The 22,501-nt window shown below is 61.4% G+C and carries 24 protein-coding genes; 15 read left to right on the top strand and 9 right to left on the bottom strand.

What is annotated here, in order from left to right; translation table 11 throughout:
- Positions 1-7 precede the first annotated feature (7 nt).
- From ACTJLA_RS04365 to ACTJLA_RS04345, 5 genes are all read right to left on the bottom strand, one after another.
- A complete protein-coding gene (locus ACTJLA_RS04365) occupies positions 8-1,030 on the bottom strand; it encodes an SIS domain-containing protein (RefSeq protein WP_087149524.1) in 1,023 nt (340 codons plus the stop codon).
- Complete coding sequence (gene nagA / locus ACTJLA_RS04360; protein ID WP_440840686.1) at positions 1,011-2,117, bottom strand: N-acetylglucosamine-6-phosphate deacetylase; 1,107 nt, start codon at positions 2,115-2,117, stop codon at positions 1,011-1,013. Before nagA ends, ACTJLA_RS04365 begins: the two co-directional genes overlap by 20 nt.
- Before the next feature lie 22 nt (positions 2,118-2,139).
- The gene (locus ACTJLA_RS04355) at positions 2,140-2,886 is read right to left on the bottom strand and encodes a GntR family transcriptional regulator (protein ID WP_032895423.1); all 747 of its coding nucleotides are present in this window, start codon (positions 2,884-2,886) and stop codon (positions 2,140-2,142) included.
- Between the two features lie 262 nt (positions 2,887-3,148).
- A complete protein-coding gene (locus ACTJLA_RS04350; RefSeq protein WP_014719790.1) occupies positions 3,149-3,652 on the bottom strand; it encodes a L,D-transpeptidase family protein in 504 nt (167 codons plus the stop codon).
- A gap of 36 nt (positions 3,653-3,688) precedes the next feature.
- Positions 3,689-4,237, bottom strand: coding sequence for an NUDIX hydrolase (locus ACTJLA_RS04345; RefSeq protein WP_034128643.1), 549 nt, complete (start codon positions 4,235-4,237; stop codon positions 3,689-3,691).
- Positions 4,238-4,384: 147 nt separating this feature from the next.
- Here ACTJLA_RS04345 and ACTJLA_RS04340 point away from each other — a divergent pair, with 147 nt between their 5' ends.
- The 5 genes from ACTJLA_RS04340 to purT all read left to right on the top strand — a co-directional run bounded on the left by ACTJLA_RS04340 (position 4,385) and on the right by purT (position 7,627).
- Positions 4,385-4,987 (top strand): CoA pyrophosphatase, encoded by a 603-nt coding sequence (locus tag ACTJLA_RS04340; RefSeq protein ID WP_032895425.1) that lies wholly within the window; start codon positions 4,385-4,387, stop codon positions 4,985-4,987.
- Between the two features lie 35 nt (positions 4,988-5,022).
- Positions 5,023-5,547: a gamma carbonic anhydrase family protein gene (locus ACTJLA_RS04335; RefSeq protein WP_034115859.1), complete on the top strand. Its 525-nt coding sequence runs from the start codon at positions 5,023-5,025 to the stop codon at positions 5,545-5,547.
- Positions 5,544-5,759, top strand: a complete 216-nt coding sequence (locus ACTJLA_RS04330) for a DUF1289 domain-containing protein (RefSeq protein ID WP_054898907.1) — start codon at positions 5,544-5,546, stop codon at positions 5,757-5,759. The genes ACTJLA_RS04335 and ACTJLA_RS04330 overlap by 4 nt, the downstream gene beginning before the upstream one ends.
- 148 nt (positions 5,760-5,907) lie before the next feature.
- Positions 5,908-6,375: a preQ0 transporter gene (locus ACTJLA_RS04325; RefSeq protein ID WP_440840682.1), complete on the top strand. Its 468-nt coding sequence runs from the start codon at positions 5,908-5,910 to the stop codon at positions 6,373-6,375.
- A gap of 70 nt (positions 6,376-6,445) precedes the next feature.
- On the top strand, positions 6,446-7,627 hold the full coding sequence (purT, locus tag ACTJLA_RS04320) for a formate-dependent phosphoribosylglycinamide formyltransferase (RefSeq protein WP_054898906.1): 1,182 nt from the start codon (positions 6,446-6,448) through the stop codon (positions 7,625-7,627).
- A 121-nt stretch (positions 7,628-7,748) separates the two neighbouring features.
- Here purT and ACTJLA_RS04315 read toward each other — a convergent pair whose 3' ends face one another.
- From ACTJLA_RS04315 to ACTJLA_RS04305, 3 genes are all read right to left on the bottom strand, one after another.
- Positions 7,749-9,059 carry an MFS transporter gene (locus tag ACTJLA_RS04315; RefSeq protein ID WP_003193968.1) on the bottom strand — a complete coding sequence of 437 codons (1,311 nt, stop codon included), beginning with the start codon at positions 9,057-9,059 and terminating at the stop codon, positions 7,749-7,751.
- Between the two features lie 365 nt (positions 9,060-9,424).
- On the bottom strand, positions 9,425-10,663 hold the full coding sequence (locus ACTJLA_RS04310) for a transporter associated domain-containing protein (protein WP_440840679.1): 1,239 nt from the start codon (positions 10,661-10,663) through the stop codon (positions 9,425-9,427).
- A gap of 12 nt (positions 10,664-10,675) precedes the next feature.
- Positions 10,676-11,488 (bottom strand): cytochrome C assembly family protein, encoded by an 813-nt coding sequence (locus tag ACTJLA_RS04305; RefSeq protein ID WP_003193966.1) that lies wholly within the window; start codon positions 11,486-11,488, stop codon positions 10,676-10,678.
- A gap of 232 nt (positions 11,489-11,720) precedes the next feature.
- Between ACTJLA_RS04305 and ffh the strand changes: the two genes are divergently transcribed.
- The 6 genes from ffh to ACTJLA_RS04275 all read left to right on the top strand — a co-directional run bounded on the left by ffh (position 11,721) and on the right by ACTJLA_RS04275 (position 15,789).
- Positions 11,721-13,097, top strand: a complete 1,377-nt coding sequence (gene ffh / locus ACTJLA_RS04300) for a signal recognition particle protein (protein ID WP_003193965.1) — start codon at positions 11,721-11,723, stop codon at positions 13,095-13,097.
- A gap of 251 nt (positions 13,098-13,348) precedes the next feature.
- A complete protein-coding gene (gene rpsP, locus ACTJLA_RS04295) occupies positions 13,349-13,600 on the top strand; it encodes a 30S ribosomal protein S16 (protein WP_003175899.1) in 252 nt (83 codons plus the stop codon).
- 5 nt (positions 13,601-13,605) lie between these two features.
- Positions 13,606-14,142: a ribosome maturation factor RimM gene (rimM, locus tag ACTJLA_RS04290; RefSeq protein WP_003175898.1), complete on the top strand. Its 537-nt coding sequence runs from the start codon at positions 13,606-13,608 to the stop codon at positions 14,140-14,142.
- The gene (gene trmD, locus ACTJLA_RS04285; RefSeq protein ID WP_153475158.1) at positions 14,124-14,897 is read left to right on the top strand and encodes a tRNA (guanosine(37)-N1)-methyltransferase TrmD; all 774 of its coding nucleotides are present in this window, start codon (positions 14,124-14,126) and stop codon (positions 14,895-14,897) included. Before rimM ends, trmD begins: the two co-directional genes overlap by 19 nt.
- Positions 14,898-14,942: 45 nt before the next feature.
- A complete protein-coding gene (gene rplS / locus ACTJLA_RS04280) occupies positions 14,943-15,293 on the top strand; it encodes a 50S ribosomal protein L19 (protein ID WP_003175895.1) in 351 nt (116 codons plus the stop codon).
- Positions 15,294-15,375: 82 nt separating this feature from the next.
- Complete coding sequence (locus tag ACTJLA_RS04275; protein ID WP_003193963.1) at positions 15,376-15,789, top strand: acyl-CoA thioesterase; 414 nt, start codon at positions 15,376-15,378, stop codon at positions 15,787-15,789.
- Here ACTJLA_RS04275 and ACTJLA_RS04270 read toward each other — a convergent pair whose 3' ends face one another.
- Complete coding sequence (locus tag ACTJLA_RS04270; RefSeq protein WP_034128639.1) at positions 15,790-17,598, bottom strand: cation:proton antiporter; 1,809 nt, start codon at positions 17,596-17,598, stop codon at positions 15,790-15,792.
- A gap of 107 nt (positions 17,599-17,705) precedes the next feature.
- Between ACTJLA_RS04270 and xerD the strand changes: the two genes are divergently transcribed.
- The 4 genes from xerD to thrC all read left to right on the top strand — a co-directional run bounded on the left by xerD (position 17,706) and on the right by thrC (position 22,392).
- Positions 17,706-18,602 (top strand): site-specific tyrosine recombinase XerD, encoded by an 897-nt coding sequence (xerD, locus tag ACTJLA_RS04265; protein WP_020301360.1) that lies wholly within the window; start codon positions 17,706-17,708, stop codon positions 18,600-18,602.
- A gap of 148 nt (positions 18,603-18,750) precedes the next feature.
- Positions 18,751-19,482 carry a thioredoxin fold domain-containing protein gene (locus ACTJLA_RS04260; RefSeq protein ID WP_005791088.1) on the top strand — a complete coding sequence of 244 codons (732 nt, stop codon included), beginning with the start codon at positions 18,751-18,753 and terminating at the stop codon, positions 19,480-19,482.
- Positions 19,483-19,610: 128 nt separating this feature from the next.
- Complete coding sequence (locus ACTJLA_RS04255; protein ID WP_003193959.1) at positions 19,611-20,915, top strand: homoserine dehydrogenase; 1,305 nt, start codon at positions 19,611-19,613, stop codon at positions 20,913-20,915.
- Between the two features lie 67 nt (positions 20,916-20,982).
- Positions 20,983-22,392 (top strand): threonine synthase, encoded by a 1,410-nt coding sequence (gene thrC, locus ACTJLA_RS04250; protein WP_072447188.1) that lies wholly within the window; start codon positions 20,983-20,985, stop codon positions 22,390-22,392.
- Positions 22,393-22,501 lie beyond the last annotated feature (109 nt).

Below are 22,501 nucleotides of genomic sequence, written 5' to 3'. Positions count from 1 at the left end.
CGCCGCTTTAGTGCGTGCGGGTGACTTTGCTCAGGTGGCGCGGCTGGTCCGGGTCCATGCCCCGTGCCTCAGCAAGGCCTGCGGCCATCACGTAGAAGCTCTGGATAGCCAGGATCGGGTCCAAGCTCGGGTGTTCGGCGCGGCTCAGCGTCAGGTCGCGTTCGGCGATATCGTCCGGCGCAGCCAGCAACACGCGAGCACCGCGTTGGCGCATATCGGCGGCCAGGCTCAGCAGGCCGGCCTGCTCGGCGCCGCGGGGGGCGAACACCAGTAGGGGGTAGTTCTCGTCGATCAAGGCCATCGGCCCGTGGCGCACTTCGGCGCTGCTGAAGGCTTCGGCCTGGATCGCCGAGGTTTCCTTGAGCTTGAGCGCGGCTTCCTGGGCGATGGCAAACCCGGCGCCACGGCCGATCACCATCAAGCGCTGGCTGCCTTTGAGGGCGTCGACGGCCAGGCGCCAATCCTGTCTGGCGGCGTCACGCAGTCCCTCGGGCAGGGCCTGGCAGGCTTGCAGCAAGTCGGCTTCTTGATTCCAGTGGCCGATCAACTGTGCACTGGCGCTCAGGGTGGCGATAAAGCTCTTGGTGGCGGCCACGCTGAGTTCCGGCCCGGCGCACAGCGGCACGTGGAACTCGCAGGCGGCTTCCAGCGGTGAGTCTTCGGCATTGACCAGGGAGATGCTCAAGGCACCACGCTTGCGCAACAAGCGCAGACTGTTGACCAGGTCCGGGCTCTGCCCCGATTGGGAGAAACCAAACGCCACCTGGCCGCTGACTTTCATCGGCGCCTGCAACAGGGTCACCACCGACATCGGCAGCGACGCCACCGGAATGCCCACGTGTTGCATGGCCAGGTAGGCGAAGTAACTGGCGGCGTGGTCGGAGCTGCCGCGGGCGATGGTCATCGCCACTTGCGGCGGCTGGCGGCGCAGGCGGCCGGCGACTTCTTCCAGCATCGGGTCCAGGCGCTGCAGTTGGGCCGCGACGGCGTCGCAGGAGGCCAGGGCCTCTTCAAGCATTTTTGAAGTCAATGGTTTCTCCTTCGACCATTACGTCGGTGAGTGTCAGGGAGCGGTCCAGACGCACGCAGTCGGCAAAGCTGCCCGGTTGCAGGCGGCCGCGTTCTTCCAGGCCCAGGTAGTCCGCAGGAAATTGCGACAGGCGTTGTGAGGCTTCACTGATTGGCAGGCCGATTTTCACCAGGTTGCGCAGCGCCTGATCCATGGTCAGCGTGCTGCCGGCCAGGGTGCCGTCGGCCAGGCGCACGCCGCCCAGGCATTTGGTCACGGTGTGGCTGCCCAGCTTGTACTCTCCGTCGGGCATGCCGGCGGCGGCGGTGGAGTCGGTGACGCAATACAGGCACGGGATCGAGCGCAACGCCACGCGCATGGCGCCGGGGTGCACATGCAGCAAGTCCGGGATCAGCTCGGCGTACTGGGCGTGGGCCAGCGCGGCGCCGACGATGCCGGGTTCGCGGTGATGCAGCGGGCTCATGGCGTTGTACAAATGGGTGAAACTGGTGGCGCCAGCGGCCAGGGCGGCAACGCCTTCTTCATAGCTGCCCAGGGTGTGGCCGATCTGCATGCGCACGCCGCGTTGGCTGAGGGCGCGAATCAGGCCGTCGTGGCCGGCGACTTCCGGGGCGATGGTGATCACCCGGATTGGCGCCAGGCGCAGGTAGGCTTCCACTTCCTGCATCAACGCGGTGTGGGCGAAGTTGGGTTGGGCGCCGAGTTTTCCCGGATTGATGTAGGGGCCTTCCAGGTGCACGCCGAGTACGCGGGCGCTGCCGGCTGGCCGCTGTTCGCAGAACGTGCCGAGCTCACCGAGCACGCGGGAAATTTCTTCCACCGGCGCCGTCATGGTGGTGGCCAGCAGCGAGGTGGTGCCAAAACGCACGTGGGTACGGGTAATGGTCTCGAAGGCGCCCGCACCTTCCATGATGTCGGCGCCGCCACCGCCATGCACATGCAGGTCGATAAAGCCCGGCAACAGGTAGGGCAGGTCGTTGTCGGCCGGGTCGCACGGCGTGCCGTCAATGGCGACAACCTTGCCGTGCTCATGCACCAGGCGACCACGCATCCAGCCGCTGGGCGTGAGGATATTGTCTTCAGTCATGGGCAGTTCTCTAAGTTCGCATTCAGGCGGAGTAGTCATGGCGGCGCAGCTCTGCGACAAAGTCGTAGTAGTCGTTGCGGCAGTAGGTGTCGGTGATCTCAATCGGCGTGTTGTCGGCGGTGTAGCCCACGCGGGTCATCAGCAGCATGGCGGTGCCGGGGGCGATGCCGACCAGCGCGGCGAACTCATCCGAGGCATTGATCGCCTGGATATGCTGCAAGGCGCGCACGATGGGCTTGCCGATGCTTTCCAGGTATTCGTACAACGAATTGCCTATGGCTTGGGGATGGGGCAGCACCGAGGCCGGCATGGCGGTCATTTCAATCGCCATCACCGTGTCGTCGGCTTTGCGCAGGCGCTTGAGGCGCGCCACTTTGTCGGTGGGCGACAGGCCCAGGCGGATCAGTTCTTCATGGGTCGGCGGGGTGATGTCGCGCTCCAGCCACTGAGACGTCGGCACAAACCCCTTGAGCCGCAGCATCTCGCTGAACCCCGACAGGCGCGACAAGGGTTGTTCCAGGCGCGGCGTGATGAAAGTGCCGGAGCCTTGGCTGCGACGGATCAGCCCTTGAGCCAGCAACACTTCCAGCGCTTTACGGGCGGTGACCCGCGAGATGCTCAATTGCTCGCTGAGGGCGCGTTCCGAAGGCAGGGCCTGTTCGGATTTCCACTGGCCGGCATGGATCGCTGCTTCAAGGCTGCGGGCCAGTTGCAGGTACAGCGGCGTGGATTGCTTGTCGTCGGGGCGCAGGGCCAGGATGGGATTCATCTGTCAGGTTTCCGATGCGTTATTGGAATGTTGTCGCCCGGTAATGGCCGAAAACTAATACCACTTAAATACCATGTCAATGCTGCCAAAACGGTGAAAATCCCGGTTTCAGGGCACTTTAATGGGGCTTGGTATCAAGTGGTATTAGAGAGGTCTTTGTGGCACGCACAAGTGCAGGGTCCCGCGCGGTGAACTGGTATTCACCGGCAGGCGCTGCCTGGGGCAGGAATTATTTTCGAATTATTTTACGAACGGCACGCGATTACGGCCGAATCTCGATGAGGGTGCCGTCTTTGACCAGGTTCCACACTTCGCGCATATCCACATTGCGCATGCCGATGCAGCCGTCGGTCCAGTCCAGGGTGTGGAACCACTGTTCCGGGTAGTCTTCGGTGTCGGGGGTGCCGTGGATCATGATCATGCTGCCCGGCTTTACGCCTTCGCGGCGGGCGCGGGCGGCGTCGCTGATGTTCGGGTAGGAAATGTGCATGGCCAGGTTGAAGCGGTCGCTGGTCTTGCGCCAGTCGATCCAGTAGAGGCCTTCGGGCGTGCGGCGGTCACCTTCGATCAGCTTGTGGCCCTTGGGGTTCTTGCCCAGGGAGATGCGATAGGTCTTGAACGGCTTGCCGTCGTTGATCAGCTGCAGCTGGTGGGCGGACTTGAGCACCAGGACTTTCTCGACCGTTTTACCGCCAAGGGTTTGCACCGTGGAGGCCGGGGACAGCGTGGCGAACGACAGGCAGATCAGAGCAAGCAACCAACGCATTGAAACGGTATCCCTTTGGCGACATTGGCCGGCTTGTTATTGGGCGGGCTTGGACAGCGGTGGCACAGATTCGCTACGTACCGGGTATGCCTGTTGGCGACGGTCAGCGAAGAAGCATTCTAAGGTACGCCCGACCGTGCGGAAAGCCAGCTCGGACCAAGGGATATCGGCTTCGTCGAACAGCCTCACTTCCAGGCTTTCCTGGCCAGCGGCAAAGTCCAGGTCGATCAGTTCGGCGCGGTAGAAGATATGCACCTGGCTGATGTGCGGCACATTGATCAGGGTATAGAGGCTCAGGTTGCGCACCCGGGCGCAGGCTTCTTCCAGGGTTTCACGCATGGCCGCCTGCTCGACGGTTTCGCCGTTTTCCATAAAGCCTGCGGGCAGGGTCCAGTAACCCAGGCGTGGCTCGATGGCGCGGCGGCACAACAGCACTTGGTCGCCCCATACCGGCAGGGTACCGGCGACAATATTGGGGTTCTGGTAATGAATGGTCGAGCAGTGGTCGCATACATAGCGCAGGCGTGCGTCGCCTTCGGGAATGCGTTGGGTCACCGGTTTGCCGCACTGGCTGCAGAAATTCATGCTGGGGTTCCTGGACAATGGGCACATCTTGGCTTGGTGCCGGGCGTTCCTGCAAGTTGTCGTTTAGCGACAGCCCTGCGGTTTTGGGGTTGGGCGCGTGCACGCTTTGGTGCATGATGCAAGGTAGCCAACAGACCGAGATGACTCATGCTGGACGAGCTACTTCGCCGGGTAAGCAACCACACCCCCCATACCCTGGAAACCGACGGGCGTTTCCCCGAGGCTGCGGTGCTGGTGCCGATTACCCGCAGTGACGAACCCGAGCTGATCCTGACCCTGCGCGCCAGCGGCCTGTCGACCCACGGTGGCGAAGTGGCCTTTCCCGGCGGGCGCCGCGACCCTGAAGACCCGGACCTGATCTTTACCGCCTTGCGCGAAGCCGAAGAAGAAATCGGCCTGCCGCCGGGGCTGGTTGAGGTCATAGGCCCGTTGAGCCCGCTGATTTCCCTGCACGGCATCCGCGTAACGCCCTATGTAGGTGTGATCCCCGATTACGTCGAATACCTGGCCAACGACGCCGAGATTGCCGCCGTTTTCAGCGTGCCTTTGGATTTTTTCCGACAGGACCCACGCGAACATACCCACCGCATTGATTACCAGGGCCGTAGTTGGTACGTGCCAAGCTACAGGTTCGGCGAATACAAAATCTGGGGGCTGACAGCGATCATGATCGTCGAGCTGATCAACCTGCTCTATGACGATGCCAAGATCAGCCTGCACCAGCCGCCCAAGAGCTTCATCAATCTATAAGCCATCGTTCAAATGGCATGCCGTGAGGAAAAACCATGAAATACCGCCTGGGCGACGCCCGCGTCGAGACCCATCCCGACAGTTGGGTTGCACCGAATGCCACGCTGGTGGGCAAGGTCAAGCTGGAGGAGGGCGCCAACGTCTGGTTCAACGCGGTGTTGCGTGGCGATAACGAGCTGATCCTGATCGGCAAGAACAGCAACGTGCAGGACGGCAGCGTGATGCACACCGACATGGGCTACCCGCTGACCCTCGGCACCGGCGTGACCATTGGCCATAACGCCATGCTGCATGGCTGCACCGTTGACGACTACAGCCTGATCGGTATCAACGCAGTGATCCTCAATGGCGCCAAGATCGGCAAGCACTGCATCATCGGCGCCAACTCGCTGATCGGTGAGGGCAAGGAAATTCCTGACGGCTCGCTGGTCATGGGCTCGCCAGGCAAGGTGGTGCGTGAGCTGACCGAGGCGCAAAAGCGCATGCTCGAAGCCAGCGCCGCGCACTATGTGCATAACTCGCAGCGTTACGCGCGGGATCTGGTTGAGCAGGAAGAATGAGTACGGTTGAACGGCCTGTTGCCTCGCCGTGCGTGAGTATTTGCGCACTGGACGACGACGATATCTGCACCGGCTGTCAGCGCAATGTGGATGAGATTACGCGCTGGAGCCGCATGGACAACGCCGAGCGCCGGCTGGTGCTGGGGTTGTGCCATGAGCGGGCGGTGGCGAGTGGGATAGTGTGGATGACCCCTGGGAAATCTGGCGCCTGACAGGCCGCCATCGCAGGCAAGCCAGCTCCCACCCTTGATGTGTGAATACCTTCAAATGTGGGAGCTGGCTTGCCTGCGATGAGGCCCTGCCAGACGACATCCTTGTAATTGTGTACCCTGTGCGGCATTGCCCACAGGTCCATCCTCCATGTTTTTCCTGATCGCCTATATCAGCAGCGTCGTGCTGATCAACTTCGCCTTCTCCACCGCCCCACACCTGGACGTCATCTGGTCCGCCTGGGGTGGCCTGGTATTTATCCTGCGCGACATGGTGCAAATCCGCTTCGGCCATGGCGCAATCATCGCCATGCTCGCGGCGCTGGTGCTCTCCTATATCACCTCCGACCCGTCCATTGCCCTGGCCAGTGCCACGGCGTTTGCGGTGTCCGAGTGCATCGACTGGCTGGTGTTCAGCGTCACCAAGCGCCCGCTGCATGACCGCCTGTGGATAAGTTCGGCGCTGAGCATTCCCCTCGATACCTTTATCTTTTTCGGCCTGATCGGCGCACTGACCCCAGCGGTGGCGGGCACGGCGTTGGTGTCCAAGTTCGCCGGTGTCACCGTGGTCTGGCTGATCATGGCCTGGCGCATCCGCCGGCGGGCTGTCGCCAACTGAGGCCAATTTTTACAGTTCATGTAAAATGCCCGCCTTTCTCCCCCATGATCCGCTCCCCTGAGGACCTGAGATGACCCGAATCGGAACTCCATTGTCGCCAACCGCGACCCGCGTTTTGCTGTGTGGCTGCGGTGAGCTGGGCAAGGAAGTGGTAATCGAACTGCAGCGCCTGGGCGTTGAAGTGATTGCCGTGGATCGCTACGCCAATGCGCCGGCCATGCAGGTGGCGCACCGTAGCCATGTGATCAACATGCTCGACGGGGCCGCATTGCGTGCGGTGATCGAGGCGGAGAAGCCGCATTTCATCGTGCCGGAAATCGAAGCCATCGCCACCGCCACTCTGGTGGAACTGGAGGCCGAAGGCTTTACCGTCATCCCGACCGCCCGTGCCACGTCGCTGACCATGAACCGTGAAGGCATCCGTCGCCTGGCCGCCGAAGAACTGGACCTGCCGACCTCGCCGTACCACTTCGCCGATACCTTCGAAGATTACAGCAAGGCCGTCCAGGACCTGGGCTTTCCGTGCGTGGTCAAGCCGGTGATGAGTTCGTCGGGCAAGGGCCAGAGCCTTTTGCGCAGCGCCGACGACGTGCAGAAAGCCTGGGACTACGCCCAAGAAGGCGGGCGTGCCGGCAAGGGTCGGGTGATCATCGAAGGCTTTATCGACTTCGACTACGAAATCACCCTGCTGACCGTGCGCCACATCGGCGGTACCACTTTCTGCGCGCCGGTGGGCCATCGCCAGGAGAAGGGCGACTATCAGGAGTCCTGGCAGCCGCAGGCCATGAGCCCGATTGCCCTGGCAGAGTCCCAGCGCGTTGCCAAAGCCGTGACCGAAGCCTTGGGCGGCCGTGGCTTGTTTGGCGTGGAATTGTTCATCAAGGGCGATCAAGTGTGGTTCAGCGAAGTGTCGCCGCGCCCCCATGACACTGGTTTGGTGACCCTGATTTCCCAGGACCTGTCGCAGTTTGCCTTGCACGCGCGCGCCATCCTCGGCCTGCCGATCCCGTTGATCCGTCAGTTCGGGCCTTCGGCGTCGGCGGTGATCCTGGTGGAAGGGCAGTCGACCCAGACGGCGTTTGCCAACCTCGGCGCTGCGTTGAGCGAGCCGGATACGGCGTTGCGTCTGTTTGGCAAACCTGAAGTGAATGGCCAGCGCCGCATGGGCGTGGCACTGGCGCGGGATGAGTCGATTGAAGCAGCTCGGGCCAAGGCGACCCGTGCTTCCCAAGCAGTTGTTGTAGAGCTCTAGGCCGCCACGCTCGTTCCCACGCTTTGCGTGGGAATGCCTCTTGTGACGCGCTGCGTCGCGCTTGGGGACGCAGAGCGTCCCTAACTGCATTCCCACGCAGAGCGTGGGAACGAGCATGGGGTCAGGCGACCTTGTTCAAGTCGTTATCCCGCGTCTCTTTCAGGCACAGCACCGCAATCAAACTCAGCAACGCGGCCGCCGATACATATCCCCCGACATAACTCAAACCACCCATCGCCACCAGCTTGGTCGCGAAGAACGGCGCCGCCGAGGCCCCCACGATCCCACCCAGGTTATACGCTGCCGATGCACCGGTATAACGCACGCGGGTCGGGAACAGTTCTGGCAGCAGCGCGCCCATCGGTGCGAAGGTCACGCCCATCAAAAACAGCTCCAACGCCAGAAACAGCGCCACGGCCCAGGTCGAGCCATGGGTCAGCAGCGGCTCCATGGTAAAGCCCGACAGAATCGCCAGGACCGCGCCTACAATCAGCACCGGCTTGCGCCCGTAGCGATCACTGGCCAGGGCGGCCAGCGGTGTCGCCAGCCCCATGAACAGCACCGCGAAACACAGCAGGCCGAGGAAGGTTTCACGGCTGTAGCCCAAGGTGGAAACGCCATAGCTCAACGAAAACGCCGTGGTGATATAGAACAGCGCATAGCACACCACCATCGACGCGGCGCCCAGCAGTACCGGCAGCCAATGCTGGCTGAAGAGTTCCACCAGCGGCACTTTCACTGGTTTTTCCTTGGCCACTGCATTGGCGAACACCGGCGTCTCATGCAGTTTCAGGCGCGCATACAGGCCCACCATCACCAGCGCAGCGCTGAGGATGAACGGAATGCGCCAGCCCCAGCTGCGAAATTGCTCGTCATTCAGGCTCATGGCCAAAATCAGGAACAAACCGTTGGCCGCCAGGAAGCCTATCGACGGGCCCAGTTGCGGGAACATGCCGAACCAGGCGCGCTTGCCCTTGGGAGCGTTCTCGGTCGCCAGCAAGGCCGCGCCGCCCCATTCTCCGCCAAGGCCCAGGCCCTGGCCGAAGCGCAATACGCACAAGAGGATCGGTGCCCAGGCACCGATGCTGTCGTAGCCCGGCAGCAAGCCGATCAAGGTAGTACATACACCCATCAGTAGCAGTGAAGCCACCAGGGTTGATTTACGGCCGATACGGTCACCGAAGTGACCGAACAACGCCGACCCCAGAGGGCGGGCGATAAAAGCGATACCGAAGGTCAGGAACGATGCCAGCATCTGCGCGGTGCCGGAGGTCTGTGGGAAGAACACCGGGCCGATCACCAGGGCGGCAGCCGTGGCGTAGATGTAGAAATCGTAGAACTCAATGGCGGTGCCGACGATGCTCGCGGTGGCGACGCGGGCGGTCGAGTTGGCAGGTGCGGCGCTCGCAGCCTCTTGGTAGGTGGTGCTCATGACGTTATCCCTGACGGTTATTGCGCGTTTGGACGCGGATTATTATTGGTCGAACACCCATGGATCAGGGCTGTGCGCGGGGCGGCTCGGGATGGGAGCAAACACCGGTCGGACATGGTAAGGCAGTGCCAGGACACGCTGGGTGCGGATAGCACGCGGTCTGGCGGGGCTTGGGTAAGCCGCAGGGATTATAGGAAGGGGCCTAAGGATCCAACAAGGGGCTGGCGAGGATCGATGGCCTGGAACTGGATCAATGTGGGAGCTGGCTTGCCTGCGATAGCATCACCTCGGTTCAACTGAAGGACCGAGTCGCCTGCATCGCAGGCAAGCCAGCTCCCACATTGACCGGGTTGAGCCTGCTGAGGTCAGGCAGCGACTGGCACGTGGCTGGTATGCCAGATCAATACTTTGCTCACCCGGTTGTCTTCGGTCTCGAGGATTTCCAGGCGATAGCGGCCGACTTTCAGGCAGACCGCGCAATCGGGGATGGTTTCCAGCGCTTCGGTCACCAGGCCGTTGAGGGTTTTGGGGCCGTCGCTGGGCAGGTGCCAGCCCAGGCTCTTGTTCAGTTCGCGGATCGAAGCGGCGCCATCGATGATGTAGCGACCATCGGGCTGGGCTTCGATATGCGGGTTATCCACCGCCTGATCGCTTTCGAATTCGCCGACGATCTCTTCCAGAATATCTTCCAGGGTGACAATGCCCAGCACTTCACCGTACTCGTCCACCACCATGCCCAGGCGCCGCTGCTGTTTGTGGAAATTCAGCAGTTGCAGCTGCAACGGCGTGCTTTCCGGCACAAAGTAAGGCTCGTGGCAGGCGGCGAGCAGGGCCTCTTTGGTCAGGCTGGCGTCGGGCAGCAGGTGTTGGATCTGCCGGGTATTGAGCACGGCCTGCACCTGGTTGATGTCGCTGTGAAACACGGGCAGGCGGGTGCGCGGCGAGGTGCGCAACTGTTCGATGATGTCTTCTATCGACTCATCAAGGTTGATGCCGTCCACTTCGCTGCGCGGCACCAGGATGTCGTTGACCGTGATGTTGTCCAGGGCATGGATACCTGGCAGGCCGGGAGTGCGGTCGGCGTCGGTGTCGGGCTCTGGGTCGTCATCATGGTCGGGCAGGGGCTCGTCGCTGTTTTTCACCACGCCGGATTTGCGCGCAAACGGGCGCAATAACAGCTGGCTGATGCCATTGAGCAACCAGGCCAGCGGGTAAAGGATTTTCAGCGGCACGCCCAGCAATGTATTGCCAAAGCCCAGCACTGCTTGGGGGTGACGGGTAGCCAGGGTGCGAGGCAGGTAGTCGGCCAGCACCAGCAGCCCTGCGCAGGAAATCAGCCAGCCTAGCCAGGGCCCGTTCTCTGCCCAGGCATAGATCGCCAGCAGGGTGCAGAGAATCACCACGGCGGCGCGGCACAGGCTGTTGCACAGGATCAGGCTATGGCGCGGGAAACTCAGGCGTGCGGCCGCCTTGTCGCCCTGGCGTGTGCCAGGGCGCAGGGCCAGCAGGTGTTGTTGCGCGGCTTCAATGGCGGTAAACAGTGCTGCCCATAGAATCAGCAGGGCAATTACGGCGAGCATCGGCCCTAAGGGCAAGTTGTCCATGATCACTGCCCGTCAGATATGCAGGATGTATTCGCGAACCAGCTTGCTGCCGAAATAGGCCAGCATCAACAGGCAGAAACCGGCAAGGGTCCAGCGGATGGCCTTGTGCCCACGCCAGCCGAGGCGGTTGCGCCCCCACAGCAGCACGCTGAACACGACCCAGGCCAGGCACGCCAGCAAGGTTTTATGGACCAGGTGCTGGGCAAACAGGTTTTCGACGAACAGCCAGCCGGAGATCAGCGACAGCGACAGCAGGGTCCAGCCGGCCCACAGGAACCCGAACAGCAGGCTTTCCATGGTTTGCAGCGGCGGGAAGTTCTTGATCAGCCCGGACGGGTGCTTGTGCTTGAGCTGGTGATCCTGCAGCAGCAGGAGCAGGGCCTGGAACACCGCGATGGTGAACATGCCGTAGGCGAGGATCGACAACAGGATGTGGGCGAGGATGCCCGGCTCCTCGTCGATCACCTGTACGGTGCCGGTGGGGGTGAACTGCGCCAGCAGCACCGTGAGCATTCCCAGGGGGAATAGCAGCACCAGCAGGTTCTCCACCGGAATCCGGTAGCAGGCCAGCAGCGTCAGCGCGATGACGGCCGCGGCGATCAGGCTGGCGGCGCTGAAAAAGTCCAGGCCCAGGCCGACCGGGGTCATCAGGTGGGTGAACAGGCTGGCGGCATGGGCCAACAGAGCCAGCACGCCAAGGCCGACGAGCAGACGTTTGTCCGCTTTGGCGCCTTGGGCCAGACGAGTGCCCTGATAGAGGGTCGCAGCGGCATACAGGATGGCGGCGGCGAGGCTGGGTAGCAAACTGGGTGACAAGGGGAGCATAAATCCTGGTAGGCAAGCCCGAAAGGCGTTGAGTTTGGCACACACCTGCGCTGCAAGAAAGACTCCCGGGCCAGACAGCGGGTGTGCATGGGCGCAGTCTTCGCTATAATCCGCGACCTGCCCATGCCGCAGGCTCGCCGAGCGCTGTGATTAATAGCGATTTGCCAGAGCCTGGGCCGCCATTACCTCGGTCTACCTGCATTTCGATGAGTAGGGCCTGAAAGGATCGCGCATGTTTGAAAACTTGACTGACCGTCTCTCGCAGACGCTGCGCCACGTTACCGGCAAGGCCAAGCTGACCGAGGACAATATTAAAGACACCCTGCGTGAAGTGCGCATGGCGTTGCTGGAAGCCGACGTGGCTTTGCCGGTGGTGAAGGACTTCGTCAACTCGGTCAAGGAGCGTGCGGTCGGCACCGAAGTGTCCCGCAGCCTGACCCCGGGCCAGGCCTTTGTGAAGATCGTCCAGGCCGAACTCGAAAGCCTGATGGGCGCGGCCAACGAAGACTTGAACCTCAGTGCCGTGCCGCCAGCCGTCGTGCTGATGGCGGGCCTGCAAGGTGCGGGTAAAACCACCACCGCCGGCAAACTGGCGCGCTTCCTTAAAGAGCGCAAGAAGAAATCCGTGATGGTGGTATCGGCCGACGTGTACCGTCCGGCGGCCATCAAGCAGTTGGAAATGCTCGCGGGCGAAGTGGGCGTGACCTTCTTCCCGTCCGACCTGAGCCAGAAGCCGGTCGACATCGCCAACGCGGCTATTAAAGAAGCCAAGCTCAAGTTCATCGACGTGGTCATCGTCGATACCGCCGGTCGCCTGCACATCGACGAAGAGATGATGGGCGAGATCAAGGCGCTGCATGCCGCGATCAACCCGGTCGAGACCCTGTTCGTGGTCGACGCCATGACTGGCCAGGATGCGGCCAACACCGCCAAGGCTTTTGGTGACGCACTGCCGCTGACCGGCGTGATCCTCACCAAGGTCGACGGCGACGCCCGTGGCGGTGCCGCGCTGTCGGTACGTGCCATTACTGGCAAGCCGATCAAGTTCATCGGTATGGGCGAGAAGAGCGAAGCGCTCGAGCCGTTCCACCCTGAGCGTATCGCCTCGCGCATCCTTGGCATGGGTGACGTGCTCAGCCTGATCGAGCAGGCCGAAGCCACGCTCGACAAGGACAAGGCCGACAAACTGGCCAAGAAGCTGAAGAAGGGCAAGGGCTTCGATCTCGAAGACTTCCGCGACCAGCTGCAACAGATGAAGAACATGGGCGGCCTCGGCGGCCTGATGGACAAGCTGCCCAACATCGGCGGTGTGAACCTGGCGCAAATGGGCAACGCCCAGGGCGCGGCAGAGAAACAGTTCAAGCAGATGGAAGCCATCATCAACTCTATGACCCCGGCCGAGCGCCGCGACCCTGAGCTGATCAGCGGTTCGCGCAAGCGCCGGATCGCCATGGGTTCCGGCACCCAGGTGCAGGACATCGGTCGCTTGATCAAGCAGCACAAGCAGATGCAGAAGATGATGAAGAAATTCTCCGCCAAGGGCGGTATGGCCAAGATGATGCGCGGCATGGGCGGTATGTTGCCCGGCGGCGGCATGCCTAAAATGTAAAGTATTCGAGTGGGAGCCCAGCTCCCGCTCCGACCCACAGGGATGTGGGATCTCCAGCAAACCCGCCGTTGGCGGGCGCTGACTCGCCGTTTTAACCGACGGCTCTATAGCAGATCTGAATGGCACGCTGATAGGCGCCAGAAAAAGACATTTGCAAAAGTCCGGATATTCCTTAGAATATGCGGCCTTTCGGGCACCTATGCCCGCTGTGCATTTAGATTTGCAGCACCGACTACAGGAACGATGTTCACATGCTAACAATCCGTCTTGCCCTTGGCGGCTCCAAAAAGCGCCCGTTTTACCACTTGACCGTAACCGACAGCCGCAACCCGCGTGACGGTTCGCACAAGGAACAGGTTGGTTTCTTCAACCCTGTTGCTCGTGGTCAAGAAGTTCGTCTGTCCGTGAACCAAGAGCGCGTAGCCTACTGGCTGAGCGTTGGCGCACAGCCATCCGAGCGCGTTGCAAAACTGTTGAAGGACTCGGCTAAGGCCGCAGCCTGAGCAATATGAACGCGACGCCAGCTGTTGCTGATGATTTGATCGTTATCGGCAAGATTTACTCTGTTCATGGCGTTCGCGGCGAAGTGAAGGTGTATTCCTTTACGGATCCGACTGAAAACCTGTTGCAGTACAAAACCTGGACGCTCAAGCGCGAGGGTAGTGTGAAGCAGGTTGAGCTGGTCAGTGGACGCGGGAGCGACAAGTTCCTGGTCGCAAAGCTCAAGGGTCTTGATGATCGTGAAGAAGCTCGTCTTCTGGCCGGTTATGAGATCTGCGTGCCGCGCAACCTGTTCCCTGAATTGACCGACGGCGAGTACTACTGGTACCAGCTGGAAGGTCTGAAGGTTATTGATCAACTCGGGCAATTGCTGGGGAAAATCGATCATCTTCTGGAAACCGGCGCCAATGATGTAATGGTGGTCAAGCCTTGCGCTGGCAGCCTGGATGACCGTGAACGCCTGTTGCCCTATACCGAGCAATGCGTGTTGGCCGTCGACCTGGCCGCGGGCGAGATGAAGGTGGAATGGGACGCGGACTTCTAAGCGTGGCTAATTTGCGCATTGAAGTGATCAGTTTGTTTCCCGAGATGTTTTCCGCCATCAGCGAGTACGGCATCACCAGTCGGGCGGTGAAACAGGGGCTGTTGCAGCTCACCTGTTGGAACCCGCGAGACTACACGACGGATCGACATCACACTGTGGACGATCGCCCATTTGGCGGTGGCCCGGGCATGGTGATGAAGATCAAGCCCCTGGAAGACGCGTTGGTTCAGGCCAAGGCAGCCGCCGGGGAGAAGGCGAAGGTAATTTACCTGTCCCCTCAAGGCCGTCAGCTGAAACAGGCGGCGGTACGCGAACTGGCGAATGAGGAAAGTTTGATCCTGATTGCCGGTCGCTATGAAGGCATTGACGAGCGTTTTATTGAAGCTCATGTCGATGAAGAGTGGTCGATTGGGGACTATGTCCTGTCTGGCGGCGAGCTGCCGGCGATGGTCCTGATAGATGCGGTTACACGACTGCTGCCCGGAGCTTTAGGGCATGCGGACTCCGCGGAGGAAGATTCCTTCACGGATGGTTTGCTGGATTGCCCGCACTACACCCGTCCGGAGGTGTATGTGGATCAGCGTGTTCCCGACGTATTGCTAAGTGGCAATCACGCACACATCCGGCGTTGGCGTTTACAGCAGTCCCTTGGTCGGACCTATGAACGACGCGCCGATCTTCTGGAAAGCCGCTCGCTTTCTGGAGAAGAGAAGAAGCTGCTCGAGGAATACATCCTCGCGCGGGACGATAGTTAACAACGTATCGATGGTAGGTCCATTGACTTACCTTAGGAGCACAGCATGACTAACAAAATCATCCTTGCACTCGAAGCAGAGCAGATGACCAAAGAGATCCCTACCTTTGCCCCGGGCGACACCATTGTCGTTCAGGTGAAAGTGAAGGAAGGCGACCGTTCGCGTCTGCAAGCGTTCGAAGGCGTGGTAATCGCCAAGCGTAACCGTGGTGTGAACAGTGCTTTCACTGTTCGTAAAATCTCCAACGGTGTTGGCGTAGAGCGTACTTTCCAGACCTACAGCCCGCAAATCGACAGCATGGCCGTCAAGCGTCGCGGTGACGTACGTAAAGCCAAGCTGTACTACCTGCGTGACCTGTCCGGTAAAGCAGCTCGCATCAAGGAAAAACTGGCTTAAGTCCAGCTTCCCGATGCAGAAAAAAGCAGCCTACGGGCTGCTTTTTTGTGCCTGAAATTTGCCTATCTGCCGGTATTGACCCATGACCACCCGCCTCGAAGAAATCCAACGCCGTACCGACCTGTCCGTCACCCACGTGACCAAGGCCGTGTTCCCGCCCACCACCAACCACCACAACACCCTGTTCGGCGGCACCGCCCTGGCATGGATGGACGAAGTGTCGTTCATCACCGCCACGCGTTTCTGTCGCTTGCCTTTGGTGACGGTCTCCACCGACCGTATCGACTTCAACCACGCGATCCCGGCCGGCTCTATCGTTGAGCTGATCGGTCGGGTGATCAAGGTCGGCAACACCAGCCTCAAGGTCGAGGTTGAAGTGTTCGTCGAGAGCATGAGCGCTGATGGCCGTGAAAAGGCGATCCAGGGCGTGTTCAGCTTCGTCGCGATTGACGCAGATAAACGCCCTGTCCCGGTACTGCCTGGCTTTGTTGACTGATTACTCGGTGGTGCTGGCCTGCGGTTGAATGACCGCCAGCAAGGTCCAGCCCGCTACAGGCTTCAAATTGCTCTCGGGCGAGACCACATGCACCCAGCCGCTGGTGTCCCGGGCAAACAGCAAGGTAGCCCGCTCGCCGTGCAACGCCTGGTACTGCTCCCAGCCAAAGCCGTCGGTGAGGTTGGTGCTATACAGTTCGGCGCCCTGGCCCAACAGGCTGGCCAGTTTGGTGTAGCTCAAAGGTTGGCTGCCCAGCAAATGGCCACGGTGTTCATGGCTGGCCTTGTGCTTGTCGGTGCGACGGTTTTCCTGGCTGCTGGCCAGGGCGAACAGGCGATGGCCGAAGTCATGGCGAAAACGCATGGTGGCCAGGGCATTCAGTTCGCCAGAAGGCGAGAGCGCGAGCAGATGCCCCAGGCCGACCAGGTCCAGATGGGACTCGGCATGCTGGGAGGCCGGGTTACCGAAGTAGGTGGGCAAGCCTTCCATACGACTGGCGCGGATGTTTTCCCAGCTTGAGTCGGTCAGCAGTACGCGGCTGCCCAACTGCTGCAACGCCTTGCCGAGCGCCCGTGCCGGGCCGTTCGCACCCACGATCAGGAAGCCGCTGGGCGCCGGCTCGGCGACTTTCAGCAGGCGGGCCAAGGGGCGTGCCGTGGCGCTTTGCAGCACCACGGTGCCGATGATCACCGCGAAGGTTAGCGGAACGAGCAACAACGCGCCTTCGTGGCCAGCCTCATCCAGACGGATCGCAAAGATCGCTGACACCGCCGCCGCCACAATGCCCCGTGGGGCGATCCAGGCCAGCAGTGCGCGTTCGCGCCAGTTCAACCCCGAGCCAAAGGTCGAAAGCGCCACGTTCAACGGGCGTGCAATGAATTGGATGATCAACAGCAGGATCAACACGAACGGGCCCAGGGCGATCATGGCGTTCAGGTCCAGGCGTGCCGCCAGCAGGATAAACAGCCCGGAAATCAGCAACACACTGAGGTTTTCCTTGAAGTGCAGGATGTGCCGTACATCCACGCCTTTCATGTTCGCCATCCACATGCCCATCAGCGTGACCGCCAGCAGGCCGGACTCATGCATCACCTGGTTGGAGGCGATGAAGATGCCCAGCACGCCCGCCAGTGTCGCCAGGTTATGCAGGTATTCCGGTAGCCACTGGCGGCGCATGATCTGCCCCAGTACCCAGCCACCGGCGATGCCGAACAGGCTGCCGCAAAGGATAACGCCGCCGAAGGTCAGCAGGCTGTGGCTCAAGCCGTCGCCTGATGCGCTGGCGATGATGAAGCTATACACCACTACCGCCAGCAGCGCGCCAATCGGGTCGATGACGATGCCTTCCCAACGCAGGATATTGGCGATGGAGGCTTTGGGGCGCACCACACGCAGCATGGGCACGATCACCGTCGGGCCGGTGACCAGTGTCAGGGTGCCGAACAGCAGCGCCAGCATCCAGTCGAAACCCAGCAGCCAGTGGGTGGCCAAGGTGATCACCGCCCAGGTCGAGAGTGCGCCGACGGTGACCAGCCGGTGGACGACGCTGCCGATTTCCTTCCATTCCGACAGGTGCAGGGTCAGGCTGCCTTCAAACAGGATCAGCGCGACCGCCAACGACACCAACGGCATCAACAGTGGGCCGAACATTTCCTGCGGGTCGAGCCATCCGAGTATCGGCCCTGCCAGAATCCCGCTCAGCAGAAGAAACAGAATCGCCGGCAGTTTCAGGCGCCAGGCCAGCCACTGGCAGCCGAGTGCGGCCACGCCAATACCGCCAAAAGCCAACAAAATCTGTTGTTCGTTCATTAAAGCTTCCTGTTCCTTGAATTAGCGGGCTATGAAAGACTAATGGCTCTTGTCACAGTTCCTTAAATAATACGCGTATTGCCTTGTGCTAAGTCGCTTGAGTGCCCATGCCTGCCATTGACCATCCCCTGATCGACCGCTTCCTCGACGCCCTCTGGTTGGAAAAAGGCCTGTCGGACAACACACGCCAGGCGTACCGCAGCGACCTGGCGCTGTTCAACGGCTGGCTGCAGGAGAAAAACCTCGAACTGATCAATGCCGGGCGCGAGTTGATCCTCGATCACCTGGCCTGGCGCCTGGAGCAGAACTACAAACCGCGCTCCACTGCGCGATTCCTCTCCGGCGTGCGTGGCTTTTATCGCTACCTGCTGCGGGAAAAACTCATTGCCGTCGACCCGACCCTGCAAATCGACATGCCGCAACTCGGCAGGCCGTTGCCCAAATCCTTGTCGGAAGCCGACGTCGATGCCCTGCTCGCGGCCCCGGACCTGAGCGAGGCCATCGGCCAGCGCGACCGTGCCATGCTGGAGGTGCTGTATGCCTGCGGCCTGCGCGTCACCGAACTGATCAGCCTGACCCTGGAGCAGGTCAACCTGCGCCAGGGCGTGTTGCGCGTGATGGGCAAGGGCAGCAAGGAGCGGCTGGTGCCCATGGGCGAGGAGGCGATTGTGTGGGTCGAGCGCTACATGCGCGATGCGCGCCACGAGCTGCTTGGGGGGCGCCCCAGCGACGTGCTGTTTCCCAGCCAGCGCGGCGAGCAGATGACCCGCCAGACCTTCTGGCACCGCATCAAGCACCAGGCCAAAGTGGCCGGGATCGGCAAAGCGTTGTCACCCCACACCTTGCGCCATGCGTTCGCCACCCATTTGCTCAACCACGGTGCGGATTTGCGCGTGGTGCAAATGCTGCTTGGGCACAGCGACTTATCCACAACCCAGATCTACACCCATGTGGCACGCGCACGTTTGCAGGACATGCACGCCAAGCACCACCCGCGCGGATAAAACCGTCAGAAATGGCCCATTTTAGCTGTCGCGGTCTGCCCTCCCGCCCAACTGTGGTAGGCTTTGCCGGTTCGCAAAGGGGACGGCACCCGTTGTGTTCCAGATCAGTATTCTGCTCCCGTCCCTGCCTCTGCCTTCAGGAGTTCCCATGCGCTTGACCCAGATTATTGCCGCCGCAGCCATTGCGTTGGTTTCCACCTTTGCGGTCGCCGATGATGCGGCCGAGCAAACCATTCGCAAGAGCCTGGCCAACCTGGCGCTCGACACGCCTATCGAAAGCATCAGCGCCAGCCCCATGGCCGGCCTGTATGAAGTCAAGCTCAAGGGCAGCCGTGTGCTGTACGCCAGCGCCGATGGCCAGTACATCGTGCAGGGCTACCTGTTCCAGCTCAAGGACGGCAAGCCGGTCAACCTGACCGAGAAGGCCGAGCGCCTGGGCGTGTCGAAGCTGATCAACGGTATCCCGGTGGCGGAAACCGTGGTGTACCCCGCCATTGGCGAAACCAAGACCCACATCACCGTGTTCACCGACACCACGTGCCCTTACTGCCACAAGCTGCACGCTGAAATCCCGGCGCTGAACAAGCTGGGCGTGGAAGTGCGCTACGTTGCCTTCCCGCGCCAGGGCCTGGGTTCGCCGGGTGACGAGCAGTTGCAGGCGGTGTGGTGCTCGGCCGACAAGAAAGCGGCCATGGACAAGATGGTCGATGGCAAGGAAATCAAGTCGGCCAAATGCGCCAACCCGGTCTCCAAGCAGTTCGCCCTGGGCCAGTCCATTGGTGTGAACGGTACACCGGCCATCGTTTTGGCCGACGGCCAGGTGATTCCGGGCTACCAGCCGGCGCCGCAAGTTGCCAAACTGGCACTGGGTGCCAAGTAAGCATTTATCGTTGAGCCTTTGACGATCATGGCCCGCCGAACCGTCGGCGAGTCATTAATTGAGAGCCGCAGTTGTGCGGCTGTTTTCACGGCCGACCTAGCGTCGGCCGTTTCATGGGGAGTTCTTCAGTGAAACCGGTCAAAGTAGGCATCTGTGGGTTAGGGACCGTCGGTGGCGGTACCTTCAACGTACTTCAGCGTAACGCTGAAGAAATTTCCCGCCGCGCAGGTCGCGGGATTGAAGTGGCGCAGATTGCCACGCGTTCGCCAAAGCCTCAGTTCGAAACGACCGGTATTGCGATTACCAACGATGTGTTCGCCGTAGCCACCAACCCTGAGATCGATATCGTTATCGAGCTGGTAGGCGGCTACACCGTGGCCCGCGAGCTGGTGCTCAAGGCCATCGAGAACGGCAAGCACGTGGTCACCGCCAACAAGGCGCTGATCGCCGTGCACGGCAACGAGATCTTCGCCAAGGCCCGCGAGAAGGGCGTGATCGTAGCGTTCGAAGCCGCGGTGGCCGGTGGTATCCCGGTGATCAAGGCGATCCGTGAAGGCCTGTCCGCCAACCGCATCAACTGGGTAGCCGGCATCATCAACGGCACCGGTAACTTCATCCTCACCGAAATGCGCGAGAAGGGCCGTACCTTCGAAGACGTGCTGGCCGAAGCCCAGGCCCTGGGTTACGCCGAAGCCGACCCGACGTTCGACGTGGAAGGCATCGACGCCGCCCACAAGCTGACCATCCTGGCCTCCATCGCCTTTGGTATCCCGCTGCAGTTCGACAAGGCCTACACCGAAGGCATCACCAAGCTGACCACCGCCGACGTCAACTACGCCGAAGCCCTGGGCTACCGTATCAAGCACCTGGGCGTGGCGCGCAGCACCCCGGCGGGCATCGAGTTGCGGGTTCACCCGACGCTGATCCCGGCCGACCGCCTGATCGCCAACGTCAATGGTGTGATGAACGCGGTGATGGTCAACGGCGACGCCGCCGGTTCTACCTTGTTCTACGGCGCCGGTGCCGGCATGGAGCCGACCGCGTCGTCGGTGATCGCCGACTTGGTGGACGTGGTTCGCGCCATGACCAGCGACCCGGAAAATCGCGTGCCGCACCTGGCCTTTCAGCCGGACTCGCTGTCGGCCCACCCGATCCTGCCGATCGAAGCCTGCGAAAGTGCCTACTACCTGCGCATCCAGGCCCAGGACCATCCAGGCGTGTTGGCCCAGGTAGCCAGCATCCTGTCGGAGCGCGGTATCAACATCGAGTCGATCATGCAGAAGGAAGTCGAGGAGCAAAACGGCCAGGTGCCGATGATCCTGCTGACCCACCGCGTGCTCGAACAGCACATCAACGATGCCATCCATGCCCTCGAAGCCCTGCAAGGCGTGGTCGGCCCGGTGGTGCGCATTCGCGTCGAGCACTTGAACTAACCGATTTGTTCCAGGGGCCCCGTCCATTCGGCGGCCCCTGTTCGAGAATGTTTTAGAGGAGCCAGTCATGCGTTACATCAGCACCCGCGGCCAGGCACCGGCCCTGAATTTCGAAGACGTTCTGCTGGCAGGCCTTGCCACCGACGGCGGCCTGTATGTGCCGGAAAACCTGCCACGCTTCACCCAGGAAGAAATCGCCTCCTGGGCCGGCCTGCCGTATCACGAGCTGGCTTTCCGAGTGATGCGCCCGTTCGTGACCGGCAGCATTCCGGATGCGGACTTCAAGAAGATTCTGGAAGAAACCTATGGCGTGTTTTCCCACAACGCCATCGCGCCCCTGCGCCAACTGAACGGCAATGAGTGGGTACTGGAGCTGTTCCACGGCCCGACCCTGGCGTTCAAGGACTTCGCCCTGCAACTGCTCGGTCGCCTGCTCGACTACGTGCTGGAAAAACGTGGCGAGCGCGTGGTGATCATCGGTGCTACCTCCGGCGATACCGGCTCGGCGGCCATCGAAGGGTGCAAGCACTGCGAAAACGTCGACATCTTCATCCTGCACCCGCACAAGCGCGTGTCGGAAGTGCAACGTCGGCAGATGACCACCATCTTCGGTGAGAACATCCACAACATCGCCATCGAAGGCAACTTCGATGACTGCCAGGAAATGGTCAAGAACAGCTTCGCTGACCAGAGCTTCCTCAAGGGCACACGCCTGGTGGCGGTGAACTCGATCAACTGGGCGCGGATCATGGCCCAGATCGTCTACTACTTCCACGCTTCGCTGCAGTTGGGCGGCCCGGCGCGTTCGGTGTCGTTCTCGGTGCCGACCGGCAACTTCGGCGACATTTTTGCCGGTTACCTGGCGCGCAACATGGGCCTGCCGATCAACCAGTTGATCGTCGCCACCAACCGCAACGACATCCTGCATCGCTTCATGAGCGGCAACCAGTATGTGAAGGAAACCCTGCACGCCACGCTGTCGCCGTCCATGGACATCATGGTGTCGTCGAACTTCGAGCGCCTGCTGTTCGACATGCACGGTCGTAACGGCGCAGCCCTGGCCGAGTTGATGAACAGCTTCAAGCAAGGTGGCGGTTTCAGCGTCGAGCAAGAGCGCTGGACCGAAACCCGCAAGCTGTTCGATTCCCTGGCCGTGGACGATGCGCAGACCTGCGAAACCATCGCGCAGGTCTATGCCGAGACCGGCGAAGTGCTCGACCCGCACACGGCTATCGGCGTGAAAGCCGCCCGCGAATGCCGCCGCAGCCTGGATATTCCAATGGTGATCCTCGGTACCGCACACCCGGTCAAGTTCCCGGAAGCGGTCGAGAAAGCCGGCATTGGCAAGGCGCTGGATCTGCCGGAACATTTGACCGACCTGTTCGAGCGCGAAGAGCGCTGCACCGTGTTGGCCAATGACCTGAAGGCGGTGCAGGCGTTCGTCAGCCAGCATGGCAATCGGGGCAAGCCGCTCTAATCAAGAATGGGGTAGCGGGTTTGTGTGGGAGCTGGCTTGCCTGCGATGCAGGCGCCTCGGTACGACTGAATACCGAGGCGTCTGCATCGCGGGCAAGCCCGGCTCCCAC

The organism is Pseudomonas sp. 22072 (genome assembly GCF_052046095.1).
In the GTDB taxonomy this organism is placed as follows: Bacteria; Pseudomonadota; Gammaproteobacteria; order Pseudomonadales; family Pseudomonadaceae; genus Aquipseudomonas; species Aquipseudomonas paracarnis.
This window is presented reverse-complemented; position numbering and strand designations above follow the sequence as displayed.

What these genes read in the sequence shown, in the direction of transcription:
- ACTJLA_RS04315 (WP_003193968.1), bottom strand. Translation starts at nt 9,059, where the DNA reads ATGAGCACCACCTACCAAGAGGCTGCGAGCGCCGCACCTGCCAACTCG.
- rimM (WP_003175898.1), top strand. Translation starts at nt 13,606, where the DNA reads ATGAACGCGACGCCAGCTGTTGCTGATGATTTGATCGTTATCGGCAAG.
- ACTJLA_RS04310 (WP_440840679.1), bottom strand. Translation starts at nt 10,663, where the DNA reads ATGGACAACTTGCCCTTAGGGCCGATGCTCGCCGTAATTGCCCTGCTG.
- thrC (WP_072447188.1), top strand. Translation starts at nt 20,983, where the DNA reads ATGCGTTACATCAGCACCCGCGGCCAGGCACCGGCCCTGAATTTCGAA.
- ACTJLA_RS04355 (WP_032895423.1), bottom strand. Translation starts at nt 2,886, where the DNA reads ATGAATCCCATCCTGGCCCTGCGCCCCGACGACAAGCAATCCACGCCG.
- xerD (WP_020301360.1), top strand. Translation starts at nt 17,706, where the DNA reads ATGCCTGCCATTGACCATCCCCTGATCGACCGCTTCCTCGACGCCCTC.
- ACTJLA_RS04350 (WP_014719790.1), bottom strand. Translation starts at nt 3,652, where the DNA reads ATGCGTTGGTTGCTTGCTCTGATCTGCCTGTCGTTCGCCACGCTGTCC.
- purT (WP_054898906.1), top strand. Translation starts at nt 6,446, where the DNA reads ATGACCCGAATCGGAACTCCATTGTCGCCAACCGCGACCCGCGTTTTG.
- ACTJLA_RS04325 (WP_440840682.1), top strand. Translation starts at nt 5,908, where the DNA reads ATGTTTTTCCTGATCGCCTATATCAGCAGCGTCGTGCTGATCAACTTC.
- trmD (WP_153475158.1), top strand. Translation starts at nt 14,124, where the DNA reads ATGGGACGCGGACTTCTAAGCGTGGCTAATTTGCGCATTGAAGTGATC.
- ACTJLA_RS04260 (WP_005791088.1), top strand. Translation starts at nt 18,751, where the DNA reads ATGCGCTTGACCCAGATTATTGCCGCCGCAGCCATTGCGTTGGTTTCC.
- ACTJLA_RS04270 (WP_034128639.1), bottom strand. Translation starts at nt 17,598, where the DNA reads ATGAACGAACAACAGATTTTGTTGGCTTTTGGCGGTATTGGCGTGGCC.
- rpsP (WP_003175899.1), top strand. Translation starts at nt 13,349, where the DNA reads ATGCTAACAATCCGTCTTGCCCTTGGCGGCTCCAAAAAGCGCCCGTTT.
- ACTJLA_RS04330 (WP_054898907.1), top strand. Translation starts at nt 5,544, where the DNA reads ATGAGTACGGTTGAACGGCCTGTTGCCTCGCCGTGCGTGAGTATTTGC.
- ACTJLA_RS04305 (WP_003193966.1), bottom strand. Translation starts at nt 11,488, where the DNA reads ATGCTCCCCTTGTCACCCAGTTTGCTACCCAGCCTCGCCGCCGCCATC.
- ACTJLA_RS04275 (WP_003193963.1), top strand. Translation starts at nt 15,376, where the DNA reads ATGACCACCCGCCTCGAAGAAATCCAACGCCGTACCGACCTGTCCGTC.
- rplS (WP_003175895.1), top strand. Translation starts at nt 14,943, where the DNA reads ATGACTAACAAAATCATCCTTGCACTCGAAGCAGAGCAGATGACCAAA.
- ffh (WP_003193965.1), top strand. Translation starts at nt 11,721, where the DNA reads ATGTTTGAAAACTTGACTGACCGTCTCTCGCAGACGCTGCGCCACGTT.
- ACTJLA_RS04345 (WP_034128643.1), bottom strand. Translation starts at nt 4,237, where the DNA reads ATGAATTTCTGCAGCCAGTGCGGCAAACCGGTGACCCAACGCATTCCC.
- ACTJLA_RS04335 (WP_034115859.1), top strand. Translation starts at nt 5,023, where the DNA reads ATGAAATACCGCCTGGGCGACGCCCGCGTCGAGACCCATCCCGACAGT.
- nagA (WP_440840686.1), bottom strand. Translation starts at nt 2,117, where the DNA reads ATGACTGAAGACAATATCCTCACGCCCAGCGGCTGGATGCGTGGTCGC.
- ACTJLA_RS04340 (WP_032895425.1), top strand. Translation starts at nt 4,385, where the DNA reads ATGCTGGACGAGCTACTTCGCCGGGTAAGCAACCACACCCCCCATACC.